The 26,187-nt window shown below is 70.9% G+C and carries 27 protein-coding genes and 2 tRNA genes; 20 read left to right on the plus strand and 9 right to left on the minus strand.

Features of this window, described 5'->3' with window-relative positions:
- Positions 1-6 precede the first annotated feature (6 nt).
- The 7 genes from lipA to H030_RS0101395 all read left to right on the plus strand — a co-directional run bounded on the left by lipA (position 7) and on the right by H030_RS0101395 (position 7,434).
- Positions 7-1,008 (plus strand): lipoyl synthase, encoded by a 1,002-nt coding sequence (gene lipA / locus H030_RS0101365; protein ID WP_027004786.1) that lies wholly within the window; start codon positions 7-9, stop codon positions 1,006-1,008.
- A 23-nt stretch (positions 1,009-1,031) separates the two neighbouring features.
- Positions 1,032-1,775, plus strand: a complete 744-nt coding sequence (locus tag H030_RS0101370; RefSeq protein ID WP_027004787.1) for a rhomboid family intramembrane serine protease — start codon at positions 1,032-1,034, stop codon at positions 1,773-1,775.
- Between the two features lie 40 nt (positions 1,776-1,815).
- A complete protein-coding gene (locus tag H030_RS28415; RefSeq protein ID WP_051221444.1) occupies positions 1,816-2,739 on the plus strand; it encodes a D-alanyl-D-alanine carboxypeptidase family protein in 924 nt (307 codons plus the stop codon).
- A gap of 51 nt (positions 2,740-2,790) precedes the next feature.
- Positions 2,791-4,638, plus strand: coding sequence for a diguanylate cyclase (locus H030_RS36050; RefSeq protein WP_027004788.1), 1,848 nt, complete (start codon positions 2,791-2,793; stop codon positions 4,636-4,638).
- Between the two features lie 83 nt (positions 4,639-4,721).
- Positions 4,722-5,942: an acyl-CoA dehydrogenase family protein gene (locus tag H030_RS0101385; RefSeq protein WP_027004789.1), complete on the plus strand. Its 1,221-nt coding sequence runs from the start codon at positions 4,722-4,724 to the stop codon at positions 5,940-5,942.
- Entirely contained in the window at positions 5,943-7,052 is a 1,110-nt protein-coding gene (locus H030_RS0101390; protein ID WP_027004790.1) for an acyl-CoA dehydrogenase family protein, read from the plus strand.
- A 178-nt stretch (positions 7,053-7,230) separates the two neighbouring features.
- Positions 7,231-7,434, plus strand: a complete 204-nt coding sequence (locus tag H030_RS0101395) for a cold-shock protein (RefSeq protein WP_027004791.1) — start codon at positions 7,231-7,233, stop codon at positions 7,432-7,434.
- Positions 7,435-7,497: 63 nt separating this feature from the next.
- On the opposite strand, the gene H030_RS0101400 is transcribed toward H030_RS0101395, so the two are convergent.
- The gene (locus tag H030_RS0101400; protein WP_027004792.1) at positions 7,498-8,124 is read right to left on the minus strand and encodes a TetR/AcrR family transcriptional regulator; all 627 of its coding nucleotides are present in this window, start codon (positions 8,122-8,124) and stop codon (positions 7,498-7,500) included.
- A gap of 71 nt (positions 8,125-8,195) precedes the next feature.
- Here H030_RS0101400 and H030_RS28425 point away from each other — a divergent pair, with 71 nt between their 5' ends.
- The 8 genes from H030_RS28425 to H030_RS0101440 all read left to right on the plus strand — a co-directional run bounded on the left by H030_RS28425 (position 8,196) and on the right by H030_RS0101440 (position 14,415).
- A complete protein-coding gene (locus H030_RS28425; RefSeq protein ID WP_051221446.1) occupies positions 8,196-9,008 on the plus strand; it encodes an MBL fold metallo-hydrolase in 813 nt (270 codons plus the stop codon).
- An 18-nt stretch (positions 9,009-9,026) separates the two neighbouring features.
- A complete protein-coding gene (locus H030_RS28430; RefSeq protein WP_051221448.1) occupies positions 9,027-10,898 on the plus strand; it encodes an acyl-CoA dehydrogenase family protein in 1,872 nt (623 codons plus the stop codon).
- A 71-nt stretch (positions 10,899-10,969) separates the two neighbouring features.
- A complete protein-coding gene (locus H030_RS0101415; RefSeq protein ID WP_231398335.1) occupies positions 10,970-11,323 on the plus strand; it encodes a YciI family protein in 354 nt (117 codons plus the stop codon).
- On the plus strand, positions 11,320-12,573 hold the full coding sequence (locus H030_RS0101420) for an RNA polymerase sigma factor (protein WP_027004794.1): 1,254 nt from the start codon (positions 11,320-11,322) through the stop codon (positions 12,571-12,573). The genes H030_RS0101415 and H030_RS0101420 overlap by 4 nt, the downstream gene beginning before the upstream one ends.
- Positions 12,574-12,662: 89 nt before the next feature.
- The gene (locus H030_RS0101425) at positions 12,663-13,013 is read left to right on the plus strand and encodes a hypothetical protein (protein ID WP_027004795.1); all 351 of its coding nucleotides are present in this window, start codon (positions 12,663-12,665) and stop codon (positions 13,011-13,013) included.
- Positions 13,014-13,094: 81 nt separating this feature from the next.
- Positions 13,095-13,400, plus strand: a complete 306-nt coding sequence (locus tag H030_RS0101430; RefSeq protein WP_155891766.1) for a hypothetical protein — start codon at positions 13,095-13,097, stop codon at positions 13,398-13,400.
- A gap of 9 nt (positions 13,401-13,409) precedes the next feature.
- Positions 13,410-13,874 carry a group III truncated hemoglobin gene (locus H030_RS28435; RefSeq protein ID WP_231398336.1) on the plus strand — a complete coding sequence of 155 codons (465 nt, stop codon included), beginning with the start codon at positions 13,410-13,412 and terminating at the stop codon, positions 13,872-13,874.
- Between the two features lie 4 nt (positions 13,875-13,878).
- The gene (locus tag H030_RS0101440; protein ID WP_027004797.1) at positions 13,879-14,415 is read left to right on the plus strand and encodes a GNAT family N-acetyltransferase; all 537 of its coding nucleotides are present in this window, start codon (positions 13,879-13,881) and stop codon (positions 14,413-14,415) included.
- Here the strand turns inward: H030_RS0101440 and H030_RS0101445 are convergent, their stop codons facing one another.
- Positions 14,416-14,631, minus strand: a complete 216-nt coding sequence (locus H030_RS0101445) for a DUF4287 domain-containing protein (protein ID WP_027004798.1) — start codon at positions 14,629-14,631, stop codon at positions 14,416-14,418. It abuts the gene before it with no gap.
- 5 nt (positions 14,632-14,636) lie between these two features.
- Positions 14,637-15,218: a carbonic anhydrase gene (locus H030_RS0101450; protein WP_231398412.1), complete on the minus strand. Its 582-nt coding sequence runs from the start codon at positions 15,216-15,218 to the stop codon at positions 14,637-14,639.
- A gap of 44 nt (positions 15,219-15,262) precedes the next feature.
- Here H030_RS0101450 and H030_RS0101455 point away from each other — a divergent pair, with 44 nt between their 5' ends.
- Positions 15,263-15,766 (plus strand): hypothetical protein, encoded by a 504-nt coding sequence (locus H030_RS0101455; RefSeq protein ID WP_155891767.1) that lies wholly within the window; start codon positions 15,263-15,265, stop codon positions 15,764-15,766.
- 150 nt (positions 15,767-15,916) lie between these two features.
- Here H030_RS0101455 and H030_RS0101460 read toward each other — a convergent pair.
- The 5 genes from H030_RS0101460 to H030_RS0101480 form a co-directional block, all read right to left on the minus strand.
- Positions 15,917-15,989: transfer RNA gene (locus H030_RS0101460), tRNA-Ala, on the minus strand.
- A gap of 31 nt (positions 15,990-16,020) precedes the next feature.
- Positions 16,021-17,334 (minus strand): patatin-like phospholipase family protein, encoded by a 1,314-nt coding sequence (locus tag H030_RS28440; protein WP_035125721.1) that lies wholly within the window; start codon positions 17,332-17,334, stop codon positions 16,021-16,023.
- A 289-nt stretch (positions 17,335-17,623) separates the two neighbouring features.
- Complete coding sequence (locus H030_RS39960) at positions 17,624-18,532, minus strand: PhzF family phenazine biosynthesis protein (RefSeq protein WP_155891768.1); 909 nt, start codon at positions 18,530-18,532, stop codon at positions 17,624-17,626.
- Positions 18,493-19,113 carry a hypothetical protein gene (locus H030_RS39965; protein WP_027004802.1) on the minus strand — a complete coding sequence of 207 codons (621 nt, stop codon included), beginning with the start codon at positions 19,111-19,113 and terminating at the stop codon, positions 18,493-18,495. The genes H030_RS39960 and H030_RS39965 overlap by 40 nt, the downstream gene beginning before the upstream one ends.
- Positions 19,114-19,160: 47 nt before the next feature.
- The gene (locus H030_RS0101480; RefSeq protein WP_027004803.1) at positions 19,161-21,095 is read right to left on the minus strand and encodes a GGDEF domain-containing protein; all 1,935 of its coding nucleotides are present in this window, start codon (positions 21,093-21,095) and stop codon (positions 19,161-19,163) included.
- A gap of 86 nt (positions 21,096-21,181) precedes the next feature.
- On the opposite strand from H030_RS0101480, the gene H030_RS0101485 reads away from it, so the two are divergent.
- Positions 21,182-21,254: transfer RNA gene (locus H030_RS0101485), tRNA-Ala, on the plus strand.
- A gap of 158 nt (positions 21,255-21,412) precedes the next feature.
- Here the strand turns inward: H030_RS0101485 and H030_RS28445 are convergent.
- The gene (locus H030_RS28445; RefSeq protein WP_051221453.1) at positions 21,413-22,984 is read right to left on the minus strand and encodes an SIR2 family protein; all 1,572 of its coding nucleotides are present in this window, start codon (positions 22,982-22,984) and stop codon (positions 21,413-21,415) included.
- A 299-nt stretch (positions 22,985-23,283) separates the two neighbouring features.
- On the opposite strand from H030_RS28445, the gene H030_RS0101495 reads away from it, so the two are divergent.
- From H030_RS0101495 to H030_RS36055, 3 genes are all read left to right on the plus strand, one after another.
- Positions 23,284-24,675, plus strand: a complete 1,392-nt coding sequence (locus H030_RS0101495; RefSeq protein ID WP_027004804.1) for a B12-binding domain-containing radical SAM protein — start codon at positions 23,284-23,286, stop codon at positions 24,673-24,675.
- On the plus strand, positions 24,672-25,226 hold the full coding sequence (locus H030_RS0101500) for a phosphoribosyltransferase (RefSeq protein WP_027004805.1): 555 nt from the start codon (positions 24,672-24,674) through the stop codon (positions 25,224-25,226). Before H030_RS0101495 ends, H030_RS0101500 begins: the two co-directional genes overlap by 4 nt.
- Before the next feature lie 98 nt (positions 25,227-25,324).
- Positions 25,325-26,143, plus strand: coding sequence for a DNA-processing protein DprA (locus tag H030_RS36055; RefSeq protein ID WP_196808954.1), 819 nt, complete (start codon positions 25,325-25,327; stop codon positions 26,141-26,143).
- The last annotated feature ends 44 nt before the right edge of the window (positions 26,144-26,187 follow it).

Genomic DNA, 26,187 nt, shown 5'->3' on the forward strand with positions numbered 1-26,187 from the left:
GCGGCGATGGCCGCAGAACCGCAGACGCCCCGTCGTGAGCACAAGACGCGCTCGCGCTCGAACCCCGGCGGGATGGACGTGCTCACCGTCCTGGGCCCGGATGTCCTGGACATCAAGGCGCGCAAGCCGAAGTGGTTCAAGGTCCCGATGCCGGGTGGCCCGCGCTACCGCGAGCTGAAGGCCAAGATCGCCGACGACAACCTGCACACGGTGTGCCAGGAGGCGGCCTGCCCGAACATCGGCGACTGCTGGGAGCGCGGCACCGCGACGTTCATGATCCTCGGCGACACCTGCACGCGCCGCTGCGGGTTCTGCCACGTCAAGACCGGCAAGCCGACCTGGAACGACCCGCTGGAGCCCGCGCGCGTCGCCCGCCAGGTCGCCCGGATGGGCCTGCGCCACGCGGTCATCACGAGCGTCGACCGCGACGACATGCCCGACAAGGGCGCGCACGCGTTCGTCGGCGTGATCCGCCAGATCCGGCGCCAGTCGCCGAACACGAAGATCGAGATCCTGACGCCGGACTTCCAGGGCCTCGACATGCCGCTGGCCAAGGTCATCGCCGAGCGCCCGGACGTCTTCAACCACAACGTCGAGGTCGTCCCGCGCCTCTACCCGATCGCCCGCCGCGGCTCGACCTGGGAGCGCTCGCTGCGCGTCCTGGAGACCGCGAAGGAGATGGGCGGCGAGGCCGTCACGACCAAGTCGGGGATGATGGTCGGCCTGAGCGAGACGCACGACGAGATCGTCGACGCGCTCGGCCAGCTGCGCGAGAAGGGCGTCCAGGTCATCACGATCGGCCAGTACCTGCGCCCGACCGAGAACCACCTGCCGCTCGTCCGCTACTGGGCGCCCGAGGAGTTCGACGCGCTCGCCGCCGCCGGGATGGCGATGGGCTTCGACCACGTCGCCGCCGGCCCGCTCGTGCGCTCCTCGTACCACGCCGACGAGCACGTCCCGCAGCCCCAGCCGGGCACCGGCCCGCTGGCCGCAGCCGCCGCCGGGTAGCCCGCGAGCCTCACGACCGGCCGTTGTTCCCGCTTAAGGACAACATCCCGACGACGCGCTTCCCGATCGTCACGGTCGCGCTGATCGTCATCAACACGCTCGTCTACTTCGTGCTGCAGAGGGGTGGGATCCTCAGCGCGCCGCCGGACTCCGGCGTCATCGACTACGGCTGGATCCCCTACGAGATCTCGCACTCCGGCCAGCAGTGCGTCGCCCAGGGCCAGAACATCGCGTGCGGCGACATCTCCGGCCAGCCGTCGCTGCTCGTGACCGCGTTCACGTCGATGTTCATGCACGGCTCGATCGTGCACCTCGGCGGCAACATGCTGTTCCTGTGGATCTTCGGCAACAACGTCGAGGACTCGATGGGCCGGATCAAGTTCATCATCTTCTACCTGCTCGGTGGCCTGGCCGCGCTGGCGCTGCAGACCGTGGTCGACCCGAACTCGGCCGTCCCGACAATCGGCGCGTCGGGCGCGATCGCCGCGGTGCTCGGCGGCTACATCCTGCTCTACCCGCGGGCGCGCGTCCTGACGGCCGTGATCATCATCCTGTTCTTCACGCTGATCGAGATCCCGGCCATGTGGTTCCTGGTGATCTGGTTCGGCGAGCAGCTGCTGCTCGGCGCGCTCGGCCTGACGACGCCGGGCAACAGCGGCGGCGGGGTCGCGTACTTCGCCCACATCGGCGGGTTCGCGTTCGGGCTCCTGGCGATCCGGGCGTTCGCGCACCGCCGCAACGACACCTACGCGGCGACGACCGCCTGACGCGCCGATGCGACGCCGTTCCGTTGTCATAGTCCTTGCGTTGCTCGCCGCGGCGCTCGCCGCGCTCGCCGCCGGCTGCGGGACCAACGGGTCGACCCCGACCACCAGGGGCAACGGCGTGCCCCGGGAGCCGCTCCAGGTCTCCAACGGCCCCGTCGCCGCGTCGCCGGGCACGAGCCCGCTGACGCTCCAGCTCACCACCGGCCAGCCCGACCCGGTCCAGATCAGGTTCGGCAGGCAGCCCCGCGCCGGCCTGCTGTTCGACCTCGACACCGGGAAGATCCTGTGGCGCAAGGACCCGACCCGGATCCTGCCGATCGCCTCGGTGACCAAGATGATGACCGCGCTGGTCGTCACCGACAACGTCAGGCAGGGCGCCAAGGTCAAGGTGACCAAGGAGGCGCTGGCCTACCAGGGCTCCGGCGTCGGCGTGCTGCCCAAGGGCAAGTGGGTCGGGCTCTCCGCGATGTTGTACGGGTTGCTGCTGCCGTCCGGCAACGACGCGGCGATCGCGCTGGCCCAGCGCACCGCCAGGACCGTCCCGAGGTTCGTCGCGATGATGAACGAGCGCGCGCATCAGATGGGCCTGACGTGCACGCACTACTCGACGCCGAGCGGCTTCACCGACGCCGGCAACCACTCGTGCGCCGCCGACCTCGCGGTCGAGGCCCGCGCGATCCTCGACAACAGGCGCGTCGCGACGATCGTCAGGCACCGCAGCGCGGTCCTGCCGTTCCCGATCAAGGGCGGCAGGTTGTACTTGTACAACCACAACCCGCTGTTGAAGGACAACTACCCGGGCACGCTCGGGATCAAGACCGGCTTCACCGACGCGGCGGGCAGGTGCCTGGTCGCCGCCGTCGAGCGCAACGGCCGCCGCCTCGGCGTCGTCCTGCTGCACTCGCCCGACATCGGCGGACAGGCCGAGAAGCTGTTCGACCGCGGCTTCCGCGCCATCGGCTGAACGTCCAGTTCCGGGTTCAGCCGGGAGTCGGGATGCCGACATCCCGGATCGATGGCGATCCTGCCTCCGATCCCGCCCAACGAGGCCGAGCGCCTCGCGGCCCTGCGCCGGCTGAACCTCCTGGACTCGGAGGCCGACCCCGCCTACCAGGCGCTGGCCGAGCTGGCCGCGTCGCTGCTGGGCACGCCGATCGCGGCGATCAGCCTGATCGACGCCGACCGCCAGTGGACGAAGGCCGGCGTCGGGCTCGTGCACGGCGACCAGGACCCGCGCGACATCGCGTTCTGCGCGCACACGATCGCCGCCGACACCGACCCGTGGGTGATCGACGACGCCGCGGCCGACCCCGACTTCGCCGACAACCCGCTGGTCACCGGCGGCCGTGTCGGCTTCTACGCGGGCGCGCCGGTCCGGACCGCCGACGGCCACGCGATCGGCACGCTGTGCGTGATCGACCCGACGCCGCGGACGCTCGACGACGCCGGGCGCCAGACGCTGCGCACGCTCGCCGCCGCCGTGTCCGCGCACGTCGAGGTGCGCCGCCAGACGATCGCCGCCGCCGAGCGCCACGCCGAGCTGCGCGCGGTCCTGGAGCACTCGCCCGACGCGTTCCTGCGCTGCGACGCCGAGTCCACCATCCTGGAGATCAACGCCCGCTGCGAGCGCCTGCTCGGGTGGGACCGCGACGCGCTCGTCGGGCTGCGCGCGGTCGACGTGATCCTGCCGCTCGCCGACCGCGAGCAGCACCTCGCCAACCTCGCGACGGCCGAGCGCACGCACGGCATCGACGGCATCCCGCACGAGCCGGCCGAGTTCACGGTCCGCCACCGCGACGCCTCCACGTTCCCGGTCGAGCTGTCGATCGGCGCGACCCCGGGCCCGGACGGCATCCGCTTCAACATCTTCCTGCGCGACATCACCGAGCGCGTCGAGCGCCGGACCGAGCGCGCCCAGGAGACCGAGGGCCTGGCCGCGCTGGCCGAGGTCACCTCGCGCCTGGCCCGCGGCCTCGACGACGCCGAGCTGCGCGACCAGCTCTGCCACGCCGCGGTCAAGGTCGCCTCCGGCGCCGAGGCGATGCTGTTGGTCGCCGACGGCGACGGCGTCCTGAGCGTCACCGGCGCGACCGACCCGGCCTGGAACGGCATCCGGATCGAGCACGAGACCAAGTCGCTGGCGCGCGAGGCCCACCGCGCCCGCGCGATGCGCTTCACCGCCGACACCGCCGCCGAGGGCTGGACGGTCGCCGCCGAGCACGGCATGCGCTCGACGGTCATGCAGCCGATCATGGTCGACGGCCGCTGCCTCGGCGTCCTGTCGGTCCTCTGGCGCGAGCACCGCCCGGTGCTCGGCGAGCGCACCGAGCGCCTGCTCGGCCTGCTCGCCCACGAGGCGTCGACCGCGTTCGCCCGGACCGCGCTGTTCGCGCGCCTGGCCGAGCAGTCGCGGACCGACGCGCTGACCGGCGTCCTGAACCGCCGCGCGCTCGACGACGAGCTGCACCTGGCGCTGCTCAACGCGCGCCGCGACGGCGCCGCGGTCTCGGTCGCCGTGCTCGACCTCGACCACTTCAAGAACTACAACGACACCCACGGCCACTCCGCGGGCGACACGCTGCTGAAGGGCGCGTGCGCCGCGTGGAGCGAGACGCTGCGCTCCGGCGACGTGCTCGCCCGCTTCGGCGGCGAGGAGTTCGTGGTGGTCCTGCCGGGCTGCGCGTCGGCCGACGCCGGCACGCTGATCGACCGCCTCCGCAGCGTCACGCCGGGCGGCCAGACCTGCTCGGCCGGCGTCGCGTCCTGGAACGGCTCCGAGGCGATCGGCGACCTGCTCGAGCGCGCCGACCAGGCGCTCTACCGCGCCAAGGGCGCGGGCCGCGACCAGGTCGCGCTCGCCTAACGCTCGCGGAGACAACGGCGGTGCCGTAAGGTCCGCGCTCCAATCGACTGGCTGGTCAGCCAACTCAGGAGGAGCGAGAGAGCGTGGATCTCAACGACACGCCCGAGCAGGCCGCGTACCGCGAGAAGGTCCGGGGTTGGCTCGAGCAGCACAGGGCCGAGGCGCCCGCGGCGCGTTCGACGCGCGCCGGGGCCGAGGACGAGTCCTACCTGGCGGCGCGGCGCGCGTGGCAGGGCAGGCTGGCCGAGGGCGGGCTGGCCGGCGTCACGTGGCCGCAGGAGTTCGGCGGCCAGGGCCTCGGGCCGCTGGAGCAGGTCATCGTCAACCAGGAGCTCGGGCGCGCGCAGGTGCCGGGGATCCTCGACGTCATCGGCCTCGGCATGCTCGGCCCGTGCCTGATCGCGCACGGCACCGACGAGCAGAAGACGCGCTACCTCGGCCCGCTGCTGCACGGCGACGAGGTCTGGTGCCAGCTCTTCAGCGAGCCCGCCGCCGGCTCCGACCTGGCCGCCGTCCAGGCGCGCGCGGTCGTGCAGGACGACGGCTCGTTCGTGCTCAACGGCCAGAAGGTCTGGACCACGAACGCGCAGTTCTCGTCCTACGGCCTGCTGCTCGCGCGCACCAACCCGGACGTCCCGAAGCACAAGGGCATGACCCTGTTCATCGTGGACATGAACGCGCCGGGCGTGACCACCCGCGGTCTGCGGCAGATCAGCGGCGAGGCCGAGTTCAACGAGGTCTTCTTCGACGACGTCAGGATCCCGGCCGAGAACGTGGTCGGCGGCGTCGACAACGGCTGGGGCACCGCGCTGACCGTCCTGATGTTCGAGCGGCTGACGATCGGCCTGGGCTCGGAGGGCTTCGGCTACAACGCCGACCGCTTCGCCCGCGCGCTGGCGTCCGACCCGGTCGCGGCCAGGGACAAGGCGGTGCGCAAGACGCTGGGCGAGATCGGCACCGACCTGCTCGCGCTGCGCTTCGGCAGCTACCGCACGCTCAGCGCGCTGCAGCAGGGCCAGATCCCGGGGCCGGAGTCCGGGCTGGCGAAGGTGACGACGGTCAACGCGGCGATCGCCGCGGGCGACCTGATCGCCGACGTCCTCGGCCCGGACGCGTTGGACGAGGACTCGGAGTGGGCCTACATGATCTCGTTCCTGCCGGGGCTGAAGTCCGCGGGCGGGACCGAGCAGATCCTGCGCAACACGATCGGCGAGCGGGTGCTCGGCCTGCCGCCGGAGCCGCGGCTGGACAAGGGGATCCCGTTCTCCGAGCTCCGCGCCAAGGAGAAGGAGGCGGTGGCTTAGATGGACCTCTCACTGACCGACGAGCAGGAGTTCCTGCGCGAGGCCGCCCGCGGGACGCTGGCGCGCTTCAGGGTGATCGAGGCGGCGCGCGAGGCGCTCGACAACGGGCTGGGCGAGCTGCCCGACCTCTGGCCCGCCGCGCGCGAGGCCGGCTGGGCCGGGCTGCTGATCTCCGAGGAGCACGGCGGCGCGGGCCTCGGCGTCTTCGACGCGATGCTCGTGGCCGAGGAGACCGGGCGTGTCCTGGCGCCGGTCCCGTTGTTGGGGTTGTTGCCGGCGACGTCGATCCTCGACGCCTCCGGCGACGAGCGCTGCGCCGCGGTCGCGGCCGGCGAGCTGCGACCGGTGTGGATCCCCACGCGGCCGCCGGGCGACCTGGAGGCCAACTGGACCGTGGACGGTCCGGGCGCCGCCCGCCCCACCGCGCCCGTCATCGAGGGCGACGGCGACACGGTCCGCGTGACCGGCCGCGCCGCGTTCGTCCCCGACGCGCCCGGCGCCGATCTGCTGATCGTCGTCGGCGTGGACGGCACGGTCGCGGCGGTCGAGGCCGGCGCCGAGGGCGTCACCGTCGAGCAGGTCGTCCGCTACGACGTCACCCGCGCGCTGGCGCACGTGACGCTGGAGAACGCGCAAGGCGTACGCCTTGCTGTCGACGCCGGCGTCGCAGCCGACGCCTGGTACGTCGCGCAGGCCCTGATCGCCGCCGAGGCGGTCGGGACCGTCCAGACGACGCTGGCGATGAGCGTCCAGTACGCCAAGGAGCGGTTCACGTTCGGGCGCGCGATCGGCAGCTACCAGGCGGTCAAGCACGAGCTCACCGAGGTGCTCCGGCGCCTGGAGAACTCGCGCTCGCTGCTGTTCTACGCGGGCTGGGCGCGGGACTCCGCGCCGGAGGAGTTCGCGCTCGCCGCGAGCGCCGCGCGCAGCGCCGCCGGGGCCGCGCTGGACTTCGCGGCACGGTCCAACATCAACGTGCACGGCGGCATCGGCGCGACGTGGGAGCACGACGCGCCGCTGTACTTCCGGCGCGCCCAGTTGACCCGCCGGCTGGTCGGCGGGCACGGCGACGCGACCGATCGCGTGGCCGAACGGCTCCTCGCAGCCTGAGTGCAGATACCCCCTGGGCCGGTGGGAAACCCTTCCCACCGGCGCTGAGGGTTGCTACGGTGCCGCGCGAAAGGCCCGATTCCGGGCTCCAGAGCAGCGTGTTGGCGTCGCAGGTGGTAGGTCCGCAGTGGCTCCCTCAGCGTCCGCAGCACAAGTACAACATGGGGAGTTGCAGCACATGGCACAGGGCGTCGTGAAGTGGTTCAGCGATGAGAAGGGGTTCGGGTTCATCACGCCGGACGAGTCCGGCAAGGACCTCTTCGTCCATCACAGCGACATCGAGGCGGACGGCTTCCGCACGCTCGCCGAGGGCGCGCGCGTGGAGTACAGCACCGAGGCCGGGGCCAAGGGCCCGAAGGCCGTCGGCGTCCGTCCCCTCTAGGGACGCAGAACATCACGCTGCCGCCGTCCGCCGGAGCAGGCGGGCGGCGCGCAGTCGCTGTCGCTAGGCGAAACGCCGGCGCGCCCGTGGGGCGTGCAGGAGCGTGCGCATCGCGCGCCAGCCGCGGCTCGGCGCGTCCGGGTCCTGGGCCAGGTGACGCGCCTGGTTGGTGCCCATCGCGATCGCGTTCATCGTGAACGCGACGTCGTCGGCGCGGGTCCCGCGCGGAAGGTCGCCGGCGGCGATCGCGGCCTGCGCCTCGCGCGCCAGGACGCGCAGCCACTCCTCGTGCTGGGCGCGGATCGCCTCGCGCACGCGGCCGGGACGGTCGTCGAACTCGCACGAGGCGGCGGTGATGAAGCAGCCGCCGGGGAAGACGTCGCGGGCCAGGTAGGACATCCACGCGTCGGCGATCGCCAGCAGGCGCTTGCGCCCGGGCTCCGGCGCGACCGCCGCGGCGCGGTCCCAGACCTCGCGCTTGTAGACGGCGCGCGCGGCCGAGAGCGCGGCCAGCTGCAGCTCCTCCTTGGTGCCGAAGTGCCCGATCACGCCGGCCTTCGACATGTCCAGGTCGGTCGCCAGGCGCCCGATCGTCAGGCCCTCCAGCCCCTCGACGGACGCGACGGCGACCGAGCGGTCGATGATCGACGCGCGGGTCAGCGCGGCGTCGGCGGCGGAGCGGCGGGGCATGACAGACGTCAGCTTACCGATCGACCGGTCGCTATTGACATAGCGAACGACCGGTAGTTAAGTGCTGGCGCATGAAGATCACACGCCTCGGTTGGGCCGGCCTCGAGCTGGAGTCGGAGAGCGGCGACGTCGCCGTCATCGACCTGTTGACCTCCACGGAGCCGATGCGCGAGCGCATGGGCGAAGCGCACACCGCGCTGCCCGGGCCCTCGCGCCCCGGCGCCGCGCGCCTGGCGCTCGTCACCCACCTGCACCAGGACCACACCGACGCCGACGCGATCGCCGCCGCGCTCTCGCCCAAGGGCCGCCTGCTGCGGCCGGCCGCCGACAGCGGCCCGTTCCTGGAGGTCGCGGGCGAGCTGGAGGCCGAGAAGCGCCTCGTGCAGCTCGACGTCCGCCAGCAGGTCGTCCGCGAGTGGGAGACCGTCACGGCCGGCGCGTTCACGTGCACGGCGATCCCCGCGGCCGACGGGTTCGGCGACGTCCAGGTGTCCTGGATCGTCGAGGCCGACGGCGTCCGGGTCTTCCACGGCGGCGACACGCTCTTCCACGGCTGGTGGTGGCGCGCCAAGATGCGCGCGGGCGGGCCGATCGACTACGCGTTCCTGCCCGCCAACGGGCCGGTCGTCACGCTGCCCCACCGCCAGCCGGCCTCGCCGCGCAACGCCTGCCTCTCCCCCGCCGAGGCGGCCGCCGCGGCCTACGTCCTGCAGGCCGGGCTGGCGATCCCGATCCACTACGACGCCCTCAACAACCCGCCGGTCTACGCCCAGGTCGACGATCCGGCCGGGTCGTTCCTGGCCGAGTGCGCGGCGCTGGACGTCGCGGCGGCGGTGGTGGAGCCGGGCCAGGTCGTTCCTGACCAGGTGGTCAGCGCCGCGTAGCCGGGTAGCCCCTGGCCCATGGCCGCAACCGACGTCAGCGAACGCGAAGCACGACAGGTCGCCGAGGATGCGCGTGAGAGCGAGTGGAACCTGCCCTCGTTCGGCAAGCAGCTGTTCCTCGGCCACCTGCAGCTCGACCTGATCCATCCCCAGCCGAGGCTCGACCCCGCGCGCGTGGAGGAGGGCGAGGCGTTCCTGAAGGACTTGCGCACCTTCCTGAGCGAGCACGTCGACCCGCTGCTGATCGAGCGCGACGCGAGGATCCCCGACGAGGTGATCGAGGGCCTCAAGAGGCTCGGCGCGCTCGGGATGAAGGTCCCGAAGCAATACGGAGGCCTTGGCCTCTCGCAGGTGTACTACAACCGAGCGCTGACGCTCGTCGGCTCCGTGCACTCGTCGCTCGGCGCGCTGCTCAGCGCCCACCAGTCGATCGGCGTGGCCGAGCCGCTGCTGCACTTCGGCTCCGAGGAGCAGAAGCAGGAGTGGCTCCCGAAGGTCGCGACCGACCACATCAGCGCGTTCCTGCTGACCGAGCCCGACGTCGGCTCGGACCCCGCGCGCGTCGGCACGACCGCCGAGCCGACGCCGGATGGCAAGGGCTATGTGTTGAACGGGACCAAGCTGTGGGCGACCAACGGCGCGATCGCCGACATCGTCGTCGTGATGGCGAAGGTCCCCAAGAGCGACGGCCACCGCGGCGGGATCAGCGCGTTCGTGTTGGACTACAACACCGACGGCGTGAGCGTCGCACACCGCAACCAGTTCATGGGGCTGCGCGGGATCGAGAACTCCGTGACGTTGTTGAAGGACGTCCACGTCCCGGCCGAGAACCTGATCGGCAAGGAGGGCCAGGGCCTGAAGATCGCGCTGACGACGCTCAACACCGGGCGCCTGGCGCTGCCGGCGATCTGCCTCGGGACCACGAAGGCCGCGACGAAGTACGCGCGCGAGTGGGCCGCCGAGCGCGTCCAGTGGGGCCAGCCGGTCGGCAAGCACGACGCGGTCGCGCAGAAGATCGCGTTCATCGCGGCGTCGTCGTTCGGCCTGGAGGCGATGCTCGACGTGGCCTCGCGGATGGCCGACGACAAGCAGCGCGACATCCGGATCGAGGCTGCGATCGGCAAGTTGTACGGGTCGGAGATCGGCTGGAAGGTCGTCGACGAGCTGATCCAGATCCGCGGCGGCCGCGGCTACGAGACCGCCGAGTCGCTGAAGGCGCGCGGCGAGCGGCCGGTCCCGGCCGAGATGATGCTGCGCGACATGCGGATCAACCGCATCTTCGAGGGCTCGACCGAGATCATGCACCTGCTGATCGCGCGCGAGGCGGTCGACCAGCACCTCGCGGTCGCCGGCGACATCCTGGAGCCCGAGGTCGCGCTGGGCGACAAGGCCAAGGCCGCGGTCGGCGCGGCGCAGTTCTACGCCAAGTGGCTGCCGCAGCTCGCGGTCGGCGAGGGCATGAAGCCGGGGTCGTTCGGCGAGTTCGACGCGCTCGGCACGCACCTCCGGTACGTCGAGCGCGCGTCGCGCAAGATGGCGCGGTCGACGTTCTACGCGATGGGCCGCTGGCAGGCCAAGCTGGAGCGCAAGCAGACGGTGCTGGGCCGGATCGTCGACATCGGCGCCGAGCTGTTCGCGATCTCGTCGGCCGTCGTCTACGCCGACACGATCCGGCGCGAGCAGCCGGGCCGCGCCGAGGAGGCGTTCGCGCTGGCCGACCTGTTCTGCAAGCAGGCGCGCCGCCGCGCCGACGCGCTGTTCGGCGACCTCTTCGACAACGACGACGACGCGGCCTACGCCGTGGCCCAGGACGTCCTGGCCGGCAAGTTCACGTGGGACGAGGAGGGCATCCTCGACCTCTCCGGCGACGGGCCCGCGGTCGCCTCCTAGCGGACCGGGCGATAGCGTGCGCAGGGATGTCGAGAACCGCCCCGCGGCTCCGACTCCCTGCCATGCGATACATGATCATGATCTATGACAACGCGCAGTCCCGGGAGCTCTTCACGGGGCCGGAGGGCGCCGCGCTGATGGGCGACATGGAGGCCCTGATGGCCGAGCTGAGGGACTCGGGCGAGTACCTCGGCGGCGAGGCGCTGGCCGATCCGGCGCAGACGCGCTCGGTCCGGGTCGTCGACGGCGTTCCCGCCGTCACCGACGGGCCGCTGGCCGAGGCCAAGGAGCACTTCGGCGGCTACCTGATGGTCGAGTGCGACTCGTTCGAGCGCGCCTGCGAGATCGCGCGGCGCTGGCCGAGCGCGCGCTTCACGCCGCTGGAGGTCCGGCCGCTGATGTCCGGCGGTGGCGAGGAGATGTGAGCACCGCGTCGCCGTCCGGCGCGACCGAGGAGCTGCTGCGCGCGCTGGCGCCGCGGGTCCTCGGCGCGCTGGTGCGGCGCCACGGGCAGTTCGACGCGTGCGAGGACGCGGTCCAGGAGGCGCTGCTGGCCGCGGCGCTGCAGTGGCCGGAATCCGGAGTTCCGGACGAGCCGTTCGCGTGGCTGCTGACGGTCGCCTCGCGGCGGCTGGTCGACGGGTTCCGCGCCGACTCGGCGCGCAGGCACCGCGAGGACGCGGTGTTCGTGGAGGGCGAGCGGCTCGTGGCGGAGCCGACCGCCGACGCGCTCGACGCGCCGCCGGACGAGGACGACTCGTTGTTGGTGTTGCTGCTCTGCTGCGACCCGTCGCTGTCGGCGCCGTCGCAGCTGGCGCTGACGCTGCGCGCGGTCGGGGGTCTGACGACCGCGCAGGTCGCGGCGGCGTTCCTGGTCCCGGAGGCGACGATGGCGCAGCGGATCTCGCGCGCCAAGGCGACGCTGAGGAGAGCGGGCGCGCGCTTCGCGCTGACCGACGACGACACCGCCGAGCGCATGGGCGTCGTGCTCCATGTGCTGTACCTGATGTTCAACGAGGGCTACATGGCGTCGTCGGGCGACGTGCTCGCGCGCGCGGAGCTGACGACCGAGGCGATCCGCCTGACCCGGATGGTCCACGCGCTGCTGCCCGGCGACGGCGAGGTCACGGGCTTGTTGTCGTTGATGCTCCTGACCGACGCGCGCCGCGCCGCGCGCGCGACGAGCGGCGGCGACCTGATCCCGCTCGCCGAGCAGGACCGCATGGCGTGGAACCACGCGGAGATCGCCGAGGGCCTGGCGCTGATCGAGGACGCGCTGCGCGCCACGCCGCTCGGGCCCTACCAGGTGCAGGCGGCGATCGCGGCGCTGCACGCGGAGGCGCGCGCGGCCGACGAGACCGACTGGCCGCAGATCCTCGCCTTGTACAGGTTGTTGGAGCGGTTGCTCCCGGGCAACCCCATCGTGTCGCTCAACCACGCCGTCGCGGTGGCCGAGGTCGACGGCCCGCGCGCCGCGCTGGCGTTCCTGGACGAGCGCGACCTGGACTCGCGCCTGGGCGAGGCGACGCACCGCGCGGACGCGGTCCGGGCGCACCTCCTGGAGCGCGCGGGATCCCCGCGGGCCGCGCGCGAGCTGTACCGCGCGGCGGCCCGGCGGACGACGTCGCTGCCCGAGCGCCGCTACCTCGAGTCGCGCGCCGCAGCGCTCGATTGACCGCGCGCTGGGCAGGGTTGGGCAGGTTCGGGGGAACGGCGTTCACCGCGGGGCGCCCATCGTTCGCCGCGCGATCACGCCTAGGAGGCATGACGACGACGACCGAGCGGTTCTCCATCGGCGGCCGGGCCGCCTCGCTGGCGCTCCTGCGGGCGCGGATCGCGCGGCTGCCGGGGGTCGCGGTGCTCGACGACGCGCACGCGACGCGGCGCGGGCCGGCGCGGCTGCTGATCGACGTCCGGGGCACGGGGTCGACGGGCTACGAGATCGGGCGCAGGATGCGCGCGTTCTCGGGCGTCCCGCTGGACGTGTGCCGCGAGCACCGGCTGGTCGTGGAGTTCGACGAGCACGAGGAGATCGCCGAGCGTGGCGAGCGGCTGCTGTTCGCGCTCGCGCACGCGTGCCATGCGGCTTCGGGAGCGGCCGCCACGCACGCGTAAGGGGGTCGCGGGTGCGCGTAAGGGGTGATGTGCACCGTCCTCCCGATGTGGCGCGGGGGCCTTACGAGCAACATGATGGTCATGACCTCCTCGATCTCCCTCCGCCCCGCCCGCCCCGACGACGACGCGTTGTTGGAGCGGTTGTCCGCACTCGACTCCTCCGCCGAGCGCCCGGTCGTCCGCCCGGCGCTGCTGGCCCTGCGCGACGACCGCGCGATCGCGGCGATCTCGCTGCGCGACGGGCGGGTCGTTGCCGACCCGTTCGAGCCGACGCGCGACGTGGTCGCGCTGCTGGCGACGCACGCGCGTGGCGGCGGTGGCCGCGTGCGCCGCGGCTGGCGCTTCCCGCCGCGCCCGGCGCGCCCGCTGGTCCCGCGCGCCGCCTAAAGTAGAGGCGTGCTGCCGAACGACCCCCGCGACATCCAGACCCGCGCGGACTGCGAACGGCTGGTCCGCTCGTTCTACGGCAAGGCGATGACCGACCCGATGATCGGGTTCCTGTTCACCGACGTGGCCAGGTTGGACCTGGAGGAGCACGTCCCGGTGATCACGTCGTTCTGGGAGACGATGCTGCTCGGCACGAGGTCCTACGGCGGCGGCGCGTTCGCGCCGCACGTGTCGCTGCACCGCAAGGCGGGGCTGCGCGGGCCGCACTTCGAGCGCTGGCTGGTGCTGTGGACCGGGACCGTGGACGAGCTGTTCATGGGCGAGCGGGCCGAGGAGGCCAAGGCGCACGCGCAGCGGGTCGCCTCGGCGTTCGCGCGGCGGCTGTCGACGTTGGCCGACGACGAGGTCGTGGCGGAGGAGATCGACGGCGCCGCCGGCCTGCCGGTGTCGCTGGCGATCACGCGACACGGCTAGCGCTGTGGAGGTCCGGGTCGCGCACACGGCGGAGCTGGACGCGGCGACCTTGGCCGCCGCGCGGGAGTTGTTGTACGAGGTGTTCCCGGACGACCTCGAGGAGTCCGACTGGGAGCATGCCTTGGGTGGGATCCACGCGTTGGCGGTCGTCGATGGCGATCTGGTCGGGCACGCGTCGGTGATCCAGCGGCGCCTGGTCCACGGCGGCCACGCGTTGCGCGCGGGGTACGTGGAGGCCGTGGCGGTGCGGGCGTCGCACCGCAGGTCGGGGGTCGGGACGTTGTTGATGTCCTCGATCGAGGAGATCATCGCGGGGGCCTACGACCTGGGTGCCCTGGGCGCGAGCGATGAGGCCGTTCCGTTCTACACGGCGCGCGGCTGGCAGCGCTGGCGCGGGCCGTCGTGGGCGCTGACGCCTTCGGGTGTCGTCCGCACCGCGGAGGAGGACGGAGCCATCTACGTGCTACCGCTGCCGTCGGGCCCGCCGCTGCAGCTGGACGAGCCGCTCATGGCCGACTGGCGCGAAGGCGACGTCTGGTGATCAGGCCGCCTGCTTCGCCCGCAGGTCCGCGACGATCGCGTTGGCATGCCCATGGCCCATGTTGTGCGTGTCCTTCAACCACGCGACCATCTCCATGTGCTTGGTGATGCCGGTGGCAGCCACCAGCTCCTGCCACTCGGAGACCGGGCGCCCGTACTTCCTCTCGATCGACGGGAAGTAGCTCGCCGGACCCTTGACCTTGTTGTCGTCGCTCATGCCGCCTAAGACGGAGCGACGACCGCGGACTCATCGCAGACCGTCGTGACCAACCCGGTCGTGACGTCGTAGACATGCCCGGAGATCGGGTGCCGCCCCTTGAGCTGCGGTGCACCGAGCAGCTTCCCGACATCAGCGGCGACCGTCTCCACCGGATCGACGACCGCCCCCTCGCGCAGCGCGTCCGGATCCTCCACACCGATCCGCTCCGCATACCGCGCCCGGAACCCCGCATCCGCCAGCGCGCCGGCGCCGCACTGCGTGTGGTGCATGACCGCGATCTCGAACAGCGGCCCCTCGCCGCCGGGCATCAGCGTGTCGGCGAGCACCCCCAAGAACACCAACTCCCGCACCACCTCGTCGGTCACGCGCCCACCGACGTTCCGGATGACGATCGCCTCACTCAACTCCAGCCCCAGCACATGCGCGGGATCCACCCGCGGATCCAGACAAGCGATCACCGCCACCCTCAACCGCGGCACCACCACCGCGCCCTCATACCCACCCTCCTCGGCGAACCTCCGGTTCCGCCCCGACACCTCCGCAAGTTGCGTCATGCAACGCAGTGTGGAGGTTCGGCCTTCCACCCGCAAGCACGCGCATCCTGCGCCGGGAGCTCGTCGCCGATACCGTGCCGCGCATTCCTCGACCGTTCGGCATCGTTCTCTGCGTCGTCGCACTCGCCGGGTGCGGCGGCAAGGCGCAGCACACCACCACGACCACAGCACCCGCGGAGCACACCGCGTCCGCGGCCGAGCGCGCGGCGCTCACGCAGGTCGCCGCGGACCTGATCAACGCCTACGAACAGGCCGACGCGAAGACGTTGTGCGGCCTGCTGACCCCCGCTGCGCGCGACCACTGGAGGTCCCAGCTCGCCGCCGGCAACCCGGCGCTGGACGGCAGGCCCTGCCCCCAGCTGATCACCTCCGACACGTTCGGCGACCCGGCCGACCAGCCGCCGGCCATCGACGAGGCCGGCACGTTCAAGTTCCGCCGGGTCACGACCGACGGCACCCACGCCACCCTGACGTTCCCGGACGGCCGCAGCTGGCACCTCATCCGCACCGGCGGCCACTGGCTCATCACCGACATCCCCCTCGTCCCGAGGTCGCTGATGTCGTCGCAGACGACCTGACGCCCCGCGGCGCCGGCGGAGACCACCAACCGCCTGAAGCGCTGGCTCGACCACGCGCCGGTACACCAAGCGATGGCGGCGGTGGAAGTGTGGCCGCGGACGCGACGGGTGGCGCTTCCTCGGCGTCTCGATACCGCGTGAACCGAGGGATGGAGCCAGACGGGATCGAACCGACGACCTCCTGCTTGCAAAGCAGGCGCTCTCCCAGCTGAGCTATGGCCCCAAGGGCTGGGAGTGTAGCTCGGAAACGGGTGTCAGCGGCGGCGGAGGGTGCGCCACTCGTCGAGGGCTTCGCGTTCGCGGAGGTGGGCGATGGCGGAGGTGTCGATGTCGAAGTCGTGGGCTGCGTCGGAGCACCAGACGGAGGGATGGCGGTCCAGCCAGCGGCGGGCGTCGCGGCGGCCGAGGTCGATCAGCCGCTCGACGTGCTCCTCGTCGAAGAGCAGGAACGACAACAACTCGCCGCGCGACGGCGAGCGGCCCCCGCCGAGCAACCGCGACATGAAGGGGTAGTCCGGCCGGAGCCAGCCCTTCACCCCCGAGTAGCGACGATCGAACACGTCGTCGGCGATCGCCGCCAGCTCGCCGCGGCGCTCGGGCGCGACCAACGCGTAGGAGATCTTCTTGTAGGGCTTGCGTCCCCGCGCCGCGCGGTACGCGTCCGCCGCGCCCCGCCCCGGCGGCGCGTCCACGATGAAGGAGTTGATCGTCGCCAGGCGGTGGAGATCATCCACAACTTGGTCGACCAGCAGCCCGTCCAGGATGTTCGCCGCCACGTCCGCCAGGCGCGGCGCCCCAACACCACCAACAACGGGATCGAGCCGCGACTGGAACGGCTGGAACCCGATGACGACAACTCGGTCGGCCCCCAGCGCCAGCGCCGGCGCAACGGGCGCGTTCAGCCGCGTGCCCCCATCGACGTAGTGCCCCGCCATCGGCGCCGGGTGCTCCACCTCGACCGGCGGGAACAGCACCGGGATCGCCGCGCTCGCCCGGACGTGCTCGCCGTCCAGCACCGCCGGCACGTACTGCAGCGGGTCCGCGGGCCGCGACGCCGGCACGCGCCGCACGCTGTCCACGAACGCCACCGGCCCGGACCGCGCCAGCGACGTCGCGACCACGCACGCCGACTCGATCAGCCCCGTCCGGACGTTGCGGTGCAGCGCGTCCCAGTCGACCCACCGGTCCAGCGACCTCCGCAGCGGCGCCGGGTCCAGCAGCCCCGCCAGCCGGACGCCCGGGACCTCCAGCGCCTCGCCGAGCATCCGCAGCGCGGTCCACCCCAGCCCCGGCCCGACCAGCGGCTTGATCACGTCGCCCTTGCGCATCCCGCGCCACTGCGCCAGCAACACCTCGACCGCCTCGTCGGCCGGCCGGTCGGCCACCGCGCCCAGCGCCGTCGCGTTGATCGCGCCGACGCTCGTCCCGCACAGGATCACCGGCCGCTCGCCGCGCGCCTCCAGCAGCGGCAGCAGGACCGACAGCGCGCCCACCTCGTAGGCCCCGCGCGCGCCCCCGCCCGGAAGCACGATCGCGACGCGCGGCGACTCGGCGGCAGTGGCGGACACCCCGGAAGGTTCCGCTGCCACAGGCCCCCGCGGTACCGACCGGCGGTCCAAAGCGGCGCCCCACGCGAGCGACAGGAAAGAACGCGGACGCGCCGGGGCTGAGGTGGCGTTCCGGCGCGTCCGCGGCGTCCTTCGTCCTCCGTCTCCGGAGGGCGTAGCGCGCCGGGACTGTTCCCCGATGCCGGCGCGCTGCCTGTGTCACGGACTTCTTCGGCCCGCCGCTGAGGGACCCTCAACGCATGCGGCCGGAACTGGACGTCTGGACGACCCGGACGCCCGGACGACCCGGCTACAGCCGGATCGCGCCGTCCATCAGGACCACGCAGTCCCCCGCGACCTGCACGCGATCCCCGGCCACAGCGGTCTCCAGCCGGGACGGGCGGCCCATGTCGACGCCCTGGGCGATCGTCGCCGCCGGGCGGCCGGCGTGGTGGTGCAGGTACGCGCACAGCGGCCCGGCGGCGCTGCCGGTCGCCGGATCCTCCAGGACGTACGAGCGCTCGGCGAAGAACCCGCGCGCGTGGACGAGCCCGTCGCCGCCCTCGTCGCCCTCGCACACGAAGGCGTACAACACCATCGTCGAGGTCCGGTCCTCGAGCGACTCCACGCGCTGCAGGTTGGGCCGGATGCGCTGCAGCGCAACGTGGTCGCGGAGCGGGACCATCAGGTGGAAGATCCCGGTGCTGACCGGCTGCACCGGCAGGTCCGGGTGCGCGTCGGCGGGGCCGAGGCCGAGCGCGCCGAGGACCGGCAGCGGGTCGACGGGCGCGCCGAACTCGCTCGGCTCCTGGAGCATCGAGGCGCGCGCCACGCTGTCGCTCGCGAACTCCACCTCGACCGGCTGGATCCCCGCGATCGTCTGCTGCAGGTACCGCGCCTCGCGCTCCCCGCGCGCGTGCGCGACGGCGACCGCGGTCCCCAGCGAGGGATGCCCGGCGAACCGGATCTCCTCGACCTGGGTGTAGATGCGGTTGCGGTAGTCGGCGCCGTCGGCGGTCGGGCGCTGGACGAACGTGGTCTCCGACTGCGCGGTCTCGCGGGCGACGGCGACCATCGTCGCGTCGTCGAGCCCGTCGGCGTCGTGGATGACCGCCAACCCGTTCCCGGCAAGGGGTGTCGACGTGAAGACGTCGAGCCAGGTCAGCGGCCGCGCGGTGCTCAGAAGTCGAAGTCCTTGGGCGGCTTCTGCTCGAACCAGAGCCTGTCGTGCTCCGGGGTCTCCTGCAGGAAGTCCGGGGTGTCCTGGAGCTCGTCGTCGGCGTCCGGCTCCGGGTCCTCGTCGGCCGGGACCGCGTCGTGCGCCGCGGGCGCGGCCGGCGGCGGCGCGACCGGGTCGCCGTGGGGCGGCGCGGACGTCTCGTGGTGACCGAGCGCCTCGCCCAGCTCGGTGGCCGAGAACTCGCGCGTGGCCTGGTAGGGATCGCCGTGCGGCGGCGTGGACGACTCGTCCTCGCGCTCGGCGAACGGCGCGTCGTGGGTCGCGGGCGGGTCGGAGGGCACGGCGTGCTCCGCGGCGGGTGCGGCGGGCGCGTCGTCGAAGCCGAACTCGTCGTCGTAGGCCCCGGCCGGCTCGTCCAGGCCCGCACCATCGTGATGGTCCGCGAACGAACCGCCGTGATCCTCCGCGACCGCCGCAGCAGCGCCGGAGTCGGCGCCGGGCGCCTCGCGCCGGACCGGACCGAGCGCCTCGGATTCCTCGCGCTCGATCTCGCTGGGGTCCGCCCCACGGCGGCGCTTCAGCTCGAGATGCTCCCGGATGGCGTCATCCAACAGGCCCATGGTCGCTTTAGCGTAACGAGCCCTGCCGCCGGAGGGCGAAGGCGGCGTTAGCCCGCGGAGACCGTGCGGTTCTTCCCGGCGCGCTTGGCCTGGTAGAGCGCCTCGTCGGCGGCGGCGATCAGGCCGCGGACGTCCTCGGCCGACACCGGCAGCGCGGCCGCCCCGAACGACGCGGTCACGCGCAGCGGCTCGGCGGCGTCGTCGCCGAGGATCGGGAGCCGCAGCGCCTCGATGCCCTCCCGGACGCGCTCGGCCAGCTGGTGGGCGCCCTCCAGGTCGGTGCCCGGCAGGACGACTGCCAGCTCCTCGCCGCCGTAGCGCGCGGGCTCGTCGATCTCACGCGAGGAGGCCCGCAGGATCCGGGCGACCTCGCGCAGGACGACGTCGCCCATCTGGTGGCCCCAGGTGTCGTTGACGGCCTTGAAGTCGTCGATGTCGAGCATCACCAGGCCGAGCTGGGAGTCGAAGCGCTTCGCGCGCTCGACCTCGGTCGCCATCGTCTCCTGGAAGCGGCGGCGGTTGGAGAGGCCGGTGAGCTCGTCGGTGACCGCCTGGCGGTTGACGGTCTCGTGCAGGCCGACGTTCTCGACGCTGACCGCCGCCTGGCCCGCGAGGTAGTGGAACAGCTCGCGCTCGCGGTTGGAGAACGGCTTGCCGACGCGCCAGACGCAGATCGCGCCGGCGATCGCGTCCGCCTCCGGGCCGGCCGCGGGGCCCTGCCGGAGCGGATGGGCCAGCGCGTGCGCGCCCTCGACGTCGGCGAACGCCGGCTGTCCGGTGCGCAGGACGAGGCGCTCGACCTCGTCGGCGGCGGCCGCGGGGCGGGTGGGCGCGCCGACGGCCGTCAGCGGGCGGCCGTCCATGAACGCCTGGCCGCCCTGGGCGGCGACCGCGTCGACCGCGGTGCGCACGACGATCTCCAGGAGCGCGTCGCGGTCCAGGTTGGAGGCGAACGTCTCGCCGATGCGACGGAGGCTGAGCTCCAGGCGGACGCGTTCCTGGGAGAGCTCCTCGAGGCGCTGCTCGAGCTGCTCCGACATGTTGTTGAACTCGTCGCCGAGCTGGGCGAACTGGTCGGTGCCCGACGTCGGGATCTTGGAGGAGAAGTCGCCGGCGCCGAGGCGGCGGGCCGCCGCGAGGAAGCCGTCGACCTGGCGGTTGAGGCTGCGCGACACGACGACCGCGGCGACGAGCGCGAGCAGCGCGAAGCCCAGCAGGACCACGCCCGCGACGAGGCGGCCGCGGGCGATGTCGTCGTTGGTCAGCGAGCGGGGCTCCAGGACGGCGACCTGCAGGGGTTGGTCGTTGAAGCCCGGAGCGGTGAAGGAGGCGGAGCGGTAGTCGGTGTTGTTGATGGACGTGGTCCCGGCGTGCTGCGGGAGGTCCGGGCTTTTCGGAGTGCTCGAGATGGTGCTGGCGATCGTCGCGCCCGCGCGGGTGACGATGGCCTCCAGGCCGGTGGCGCGCTTGACCTCGTTGGCATAGACCTGGGCGTCCTTGACGGAGACCTGGAGGTCCGCGACCGGGCGGCCGTCGGCGACGAGCGAGCGCGTCGCCGGGAACGAGGCGCGGGGGTTGCCGGCGTCGGCGAGGGGCTCGGCGTCCTGGGAGAGGACGATGCGCTTGGCGTCGGTCGCCTTCAGCAGCCGCTCCGCCTCTTGTTGTACGCGTTGCGGGTCGTTGGAGCGCAGCGCCTGCGCGAGCCTGGGGTCGCGCCCGATCCGGGCGGCGATCCGGTCGGCCTCGCCGCGGGCGGCGTAGTACTGCGAGATCGCGGTCTCCTGCCGTGCTGCGACGCGGGCGTCCGCCTGGCCGTTCTCGGAGTCCGCGATCAGCCGGAAGACCACGAAGGTCACGGCGACCATCGGGACGATGACGATCAGCAGGAAGAACAGCCGCAGGCGCGTGCGGAAGCTGCCCAGCCTCGCGCGCGCGGAGCTGAAGCGATCCCCCAGATCACCGCTTGGTGCAAGGTTCGACATCTCCCGCGCCGCAGCGTACCCGCGCGCGGGCGTATGTCCGCAAGGCGTCCACCACGACTTCCCAGCTACAATCGCCCTTCCACCTCGGGGCTATAGCTCAGTTGGGAGAGCGCCTGGATCGCACCCAGGAGGTCGGGGGTTCGAGTCCCCCTAGCTCCACTCGGATGAAACCCCTGCTACCGCGGGGGTTTCGTCGTTCACGGGGTGTGTGGCTGCCGGCCGATTTCGAGGTCGCGTAAAGGCACTAGTGCCTTTATTCCGCGATATGTGCCCAGATCACCGCGGATTGATTGCGATTCGGGCCACCATCCCCGCCGCTACAGACCGCGCCCGTATCGCAGCCAGTCGTAGAGACAGACTGCCTTTGCCCACTGCGACGAGACCGGCTGACGATCGGTGTCGAACGACTCGCGGTTCGCGACCAAGAAGTTGCGGAGCCCGTCAAGCTCGATCACATCTTCGTCCAGGAACGGCAGGTAGTAAAGGACATCGTCCGCCGAGCAGGCCTCGACCAACGCCGCAAACGACGCAACCCCCTTCAGGTTCCGCTCCGCCCGCTGCCTGTACGAGCCCAGGCCTTTAAGCAAGGTCTCGCGCGCCTCGACCCGATCGACGACCCGAGGAGGCAGCTGCGCCTCATCAGCGACGCGACCGTCGGCGTGAAGAAGGTCAGCGCCACGGAGGTACTTGTAGACCGGCAACATGGTGGTCTTGCTTCCTAGGCGTGGATTCGGCAACGCCTCCAAGACAACCCGGGAAGGGTCGTAGCCTCTGTCGTCAAGGACGTCGTCGAGCAGGTCGGCACGATTGAGACCCACGTACGACGTCGTCAGCTTGGCAATCGCGCCGATGCCCGCGTAGACCTCGACGCTCGACGGATCCGCGGAAGGCTCGAGTTCCTCGACGTACGCCCGGGCCGTGGGCTCACTGGTTTTCACGAGTTCGTAGATCTCTTTGCGCAAGTGCCGAAGGAGCCGTGCGGGGATCCGGCGCTTGACCGTCCCCAGCGCGGTGAACACCTCGCGGAAGTCCGGAACCACGATGCTCTGGACTGGGATAGCGAATCCTTCCGCCGAGATGACGGTGGACGCCATAGCTGGCGTAGCCCCCGGCTTCCACTCAACGAAGAGCAAGCGATCCCGCAAGTCCTGAATGCGATCGTCGGTCAGACACCGCGCGATGTCGACGAGGACCCGCTGGACGTTGCGATCTGTCAGTGAGTAGCCCAAGAAGATCACGGGATGCTCGACGAAGATCGTGAGCAGCTTCGCAGCGAGGTATGGATTGCGCTCGTCGAATCGAGCGTAATCCTCGGCGGTCAGTACCAGGGAATTCGGCTGTTCAAATGAGCCGTGGATCTTGTAGATCTCGCCGATGCCCTGCGGGTCAGAGAACAGCAGTTCGTCTTGACCGACGTACGGATGCAGGTCGGGCCGCACGTGCTCGAGAACCGGATCGAAGTTCGTGGTGATGATGCCGTCGATCACCGCCGCCTTCAGCAACTCGATCTCCTTGGCAAGTTCGCCTTCCGTAGGCAGACGATCGACAGCCTTGGCGAGGTGCGCGCTGATCTCAACCTTCAAGGCCGAGTCGCGAGCCACGATGAGTTCGGCATTGGCAGCCCGGCTTTCCTCGTACCGAGGATCGGACCACCACATCTCGTGAAAGTCGTTCGCCAGCAGCGTTGCAAGCCGAGGGAGGTCGCCGTCGGCGGTCGAGGCGTAGTACTCGTATGGCTTACTCAGCGGCTCCGCGAAAAGACGAAGCAACGCGGGCCAGCTCTCCGCACCCGTGTAGCGGATCGACAACCCAGCACCGACGAAGAGATACGGCACGGTCAGGCCGCCCAGGTGCTCGGTGAGCTGGTCCGCCAGGCCGCCCGCGGCCACGTCTGACTTGCTGACACGACGACGCGCGCGTTGCCGAGGTCGAGGTGACGACGAAGACCCTGAGTCCGTTGCCATAAGTGGCCACAGAGTGCCGCATTTTGGTGCCCCGAGGAGTCACGCGAGAGCGAGGCCCCGTACTGGCCGCAGCCTGACCGACATGTCGTAGGAAGCGATGCCTTTTGACGATTCGTTCAACACGGTCAGCACGACTGCACGGCGTTGCCGGCTTTCGCGCCATTACAAGGGACATACGAGAATCGTGGATCGGTGGCAGAAGACAGTTCGGGACCGTCCGATCGATGCTTTACCAATTCAGGGTGATGTCACCGCTGGCCTCTCTTCATTCCGATCCGGCCCGTATCGCCATCCTTTATCCCGAGGTCTACGACTTGGCGCGCTTTCGCGAGGGTCGCCGCGAATTCCCGCCCTTTGGCCCGTTGTACCTCGCGGCCGTCGCAGAAGAGGCCGGGCACGAAGTCGTCCTTATGCGGATCCAAGAAGACGCACCCGACGTCAACCTCAAGGGCTTCGACGTCGTGGGATTCTCGATCTCCTCGTCGGCGACGTATGGCGTGATGCTGCGTGCGCGCCGCACCGCCTCACTGAGGCCCGACGCGCTGCTTCTCGCCGGAGGAGTTCACGCAAACTTCTACCCCGAACAGACCCTCGCGGACTTCGGCGTCCATGCCGTCGGCGTCGGTGAGGGCGAGGCCGCGCTTCTGGAATGTATCGACCGGCGCCACGCCCCGGATCGACTTAGCGAGGTCGCCGGTCTATGCCTCCGGGCCACCGACGGAACCACATACCAGACCGGTAACCGCTCAGTCAGCAAAGACATCAGCGATCTCCCGCTCCCGTCGCGCCACCTGCTGCCCGACGACGCAGTCGTGATGACCGACCGTCTAGCCGATACCGATCTGCGCATGGCACACGTCATGTTCAGCCGCGGCTGCCCGTTCCCCTGCCGGTTCTGCGCGGCCGCGAGAACCATCATTCAGTACAGATCAGGCGCCAGCGCACGCGCCGAACTCGAACAGCTCCAAGAGCGTTACGCCATCGAGGGATTTGCGATTGTCGATGACAACTTTATTGTCAACCGCAAGAAGGTCGCTGAGATTTGCGCGGCGATCACGCCGCTCGACCTTCGCTGGTCTGCGCTGTCGCGAGTCGACACCGTCACCCCAGAGTTGCTCGCAACGATGCGGTCCGCCGGCTGCATCGAGCTGAAGTTCGGCATGGAGTCGGGCAGCGCCCGGATGCTTGAGTTGATGAATAAAGGCGGCAAGGTCAGCCCCGATGTGATCCGACGCGCCGTCGCCGACGCGCGAGCGGCAGACATCGGCGTGAAGCTGTTCGTCATCCACGGCTACCCGGGTGAAAACCGAGCCTCGACGGCGGAGACGATGAGCCTGCTCGATGAGCTAGCGCCCTCGGTCGACCGGGTCTCGCTCTTCCGATTCGTTCCGTTGCCTGGAACCTATGTCTATAACAACCCCGAGGAGTTTCGGCTTAGCGGAACCGACCGAGACCCCGAGTGGGACGGCGACTGGGGCCGCTTCCACATTCACCACAACGAGCACCACTGGTGGGGAGACGAGAGCGACTTCGCCGAACTGGAGTCCTCGTATCGCGAACTCCGCGAGTACGTAGATTCGACCTGGCCAGACCGCCATGAATCCGCCGCGCCGTGAATGTCATCGTCGAGGAGGACGGCGCAGATGCGCTGCTCAGAGTGATCGTCGCCCTTGGCGATTACTCGCATGAGGCAGACCAAGATTTAGGCCACCGCCGACATCGTGCGCGGGCCGACATCGGCGTGCTTCTCAACCGCGCCAAATACCACCCTGAATCTCCTCGCAGCCAAGAGGACGCTCAAGCGAACCTCGTCGGTCTGCTTCTAAAGGAACTCGAAAGCGACCCGCGCCTCGCAGTCGCGGACGCAGTGGTCGCCGTACCGTCAAGCAGGGGCACTTTCTCGAACGACATCGCTGCCGATCTGGAACACGGACTCAAGATCCCGGTGTACATAGGTCGCGCCCGGGTCCAAGGAGGTCGAGCCGCCAAGAACCACGCGGTCAAGCGGCAGTACGACGTCGACACGCGGCTCGACGACATGAGCGTGGTGATCTTCGACGACGTCTACGACACCGGCAGTTCGCTGTATGCCCTCGCCAGCGCGGCGATCGCGGCTGGCGCGAAGAACTGCGCCGGTCTGGTGATTGCCCGAAAGCTCAGCGGCTAGGTGCCTCCGAACATATGTTCGCCCTTTCGTCCGTCCGTGTCCCTACGCTCCCTAATATGCCCTCCGCCCAGCCTATGCCGGGCTCCCACCACCGCCCTTTGACCACCGACTACGGCCTGCGTCGCCTCGCGCTGACCGCTGTCGGGCAACGCCATGCCCGTGAGGCCCTTCGCGACGGCCGCGGTAGCCGACTCTGGGACGAGCTCGAAGAGGAGCAGCGCGCTCGGCTACGTGAGCTTGCTGAGAATCTCGACCAGCGCAACGTGCGCATGCTGTTGCCAATCGACCCCGACTGGCCCGCAGCCCTGAACGACTTGCCGACCCCGCCTGTCTACCTCTTCGCGTGGGGTTCGACCGTCCTTCTCCAAGAGCCCGGTGTCGGTATGTGCGGATCACGCAACGCAACCGAGCGAGGTTTAGATGCCGCCCGAGCTTGCGGGCGCGAGGCTGCGCTTCAGGGCATGCACGTCATCTCGGGCTACGCCAAAGGCGTCGACACCGTCACCCACCTCGCCGCGCTCGAGTCTGGCGCCGGCACCGTAATCGTTCTCGCCGAAGGGATTCTTCATTTCCGGCCTAAGCGCGTCTTCGACAACGTCGGTCTTGATCCCGAGCGCGTCCTCGTCCTCTCGCAGTTCCCGCCCTCCCAGCGATGGACCGCCGGCGCTGCCATGACACGCAACGGCGTCATCTGCGCGCTCGGCCGCGCGCTGGTCGTAGTAGAGGCTGGCGAGCGCGGGGGCACCCTGAACGCCGGTCGCCAAGCGCTCAAGTTGGGCCGACACGTCTTCGCTCTGCAGTTCGGTGACGACGCTCCCGCGGGCAACCGGTCGCTATTCGCCGAGGGCGCTCGCCGGTTAGCGTCCACCGGTCAGCTGAGTCAAGCGCTACGAGAATTACGCCCCGCCTCACCCTGAGCGGCAGGAGCAAGAATCCACGCGGCGAAAGGTGCTGCGTCCGC

It is taken from the genome of Conexibacter woesei Iso977N (assembly GCF_000424625.1).
Classification (GTDB): domain Bacteria; phylum Actinomycetota; class Thermoleophilia; order Solirubrobacterales; family Solirubrobacteraceae; genus Baekduia; species Baekduia woesei_A.

What these genes read in the sequence shown, in the direction of transcription:
- H030_RS28430 (WP_051221448.1), top strand. Translation starts at nt 9,027, where the DNA reads ATGGCCGCAACCGACGTCAGCGAACGCGAAGCACGACAGGTCGCCGAG.
- H030_RS0101400 (WP_027004792.1), bottom strand. Translation starts at nt 8,124, where the DNA reads ATGCCCCGCCGCTCCGCCGCCGACGCCGCGCTGACCCGCGCGTCGATC.
- H030_RS0101480 (WP_027004803.1), bottom strand. Translation starts at nt 21,095, where the DNA reads ATGTCGAACCTTGCACCAAGCGGTGATCTGGGGGATCGCTTCAGCTCC.
- H030_RS28425 (WP_051221446.1), top strand. Translation starts at nt 8,196, where the DNA reads ATGAAGATCACACGCCTCGGTTGGGCCGGCCTCGAGCTGGAGTCGGAG.
- H030_RS0101395 (WP_027004791.1), top strand. Translation starts at nt 7,231, where the DNA reads ATGGCACAGGGCGTCGTGAAGTGGTTCAGCGATGAGAAGGGGTTCGGG.
- H030_RS0101390 (WP_027004790.1), top strand. Translation starts at nt 5,943, where the DNA reads ATGGACCTCTCACTGACCGACGAGCAGGAGTTCCTGCGCGAGGCCGCC.
- lipA (WP_027004786.1), top strand. Translation starts at nt 7, where the DNA reads ATGGCCGCAGAACCGCAGACGCCCCGTCGTGAGCACAAGACGCGCTCG.
- H030_RS39965 (WP_027004802.1), bottom strand. Translation starts at nt 19,113, where the DNA reads ATGGGCCTGTTGGATGACGCCATCCGGGAGCATCTCGAGCTGAAGCGC.
- H030_RS0101430 (WP_155891766.1), top strand. Translation starts at nt 13,095, where the DNA reads ATGACCTCCTCGATCTCCCTCCGCCCCGCCCGCCCCGACGACGACGCG.
- H030_RS0101495 (WP_027004804.1), top strand. Translation starts at nt 23,284, where the DNA reads ATGCTTTACCAATTCAGGGTGATGTCACCGCTGGCCTCTCTTCATTCC.
- H030_RS0101425 (WP_027004795.1), top strand. Translation starts at nt 12,663, where the DNA reads ATGACGACGACGACCGAGCGGTTCTCCATCGGCGGCCGGGCCGCCTCG.
- H030_RS36050 (WP_027004788.1), top strand. Translation starts at nt 2,791, where the DNA reads ATGGCGATCCTGCCTCCGATCCCGCCCAACGAGGCCGAGCGCCTCGCG.
- H030_RS0101415 (WP_231398335.1), top strand. Translation starts at nt 10,970, where the DNA reads ATGATCATGATCTATGACAACGCGCAGTCCCGGGAGCTCTTCACGGGG.
- H030_RS0101445 (WP_027004798.1), bottom strand. Translation starts at nt 14,631, where the DNA reads ATGAGCGACGACAACAAGGTCAAGGGTCCGGCGAGCTACTTCCCGTCG.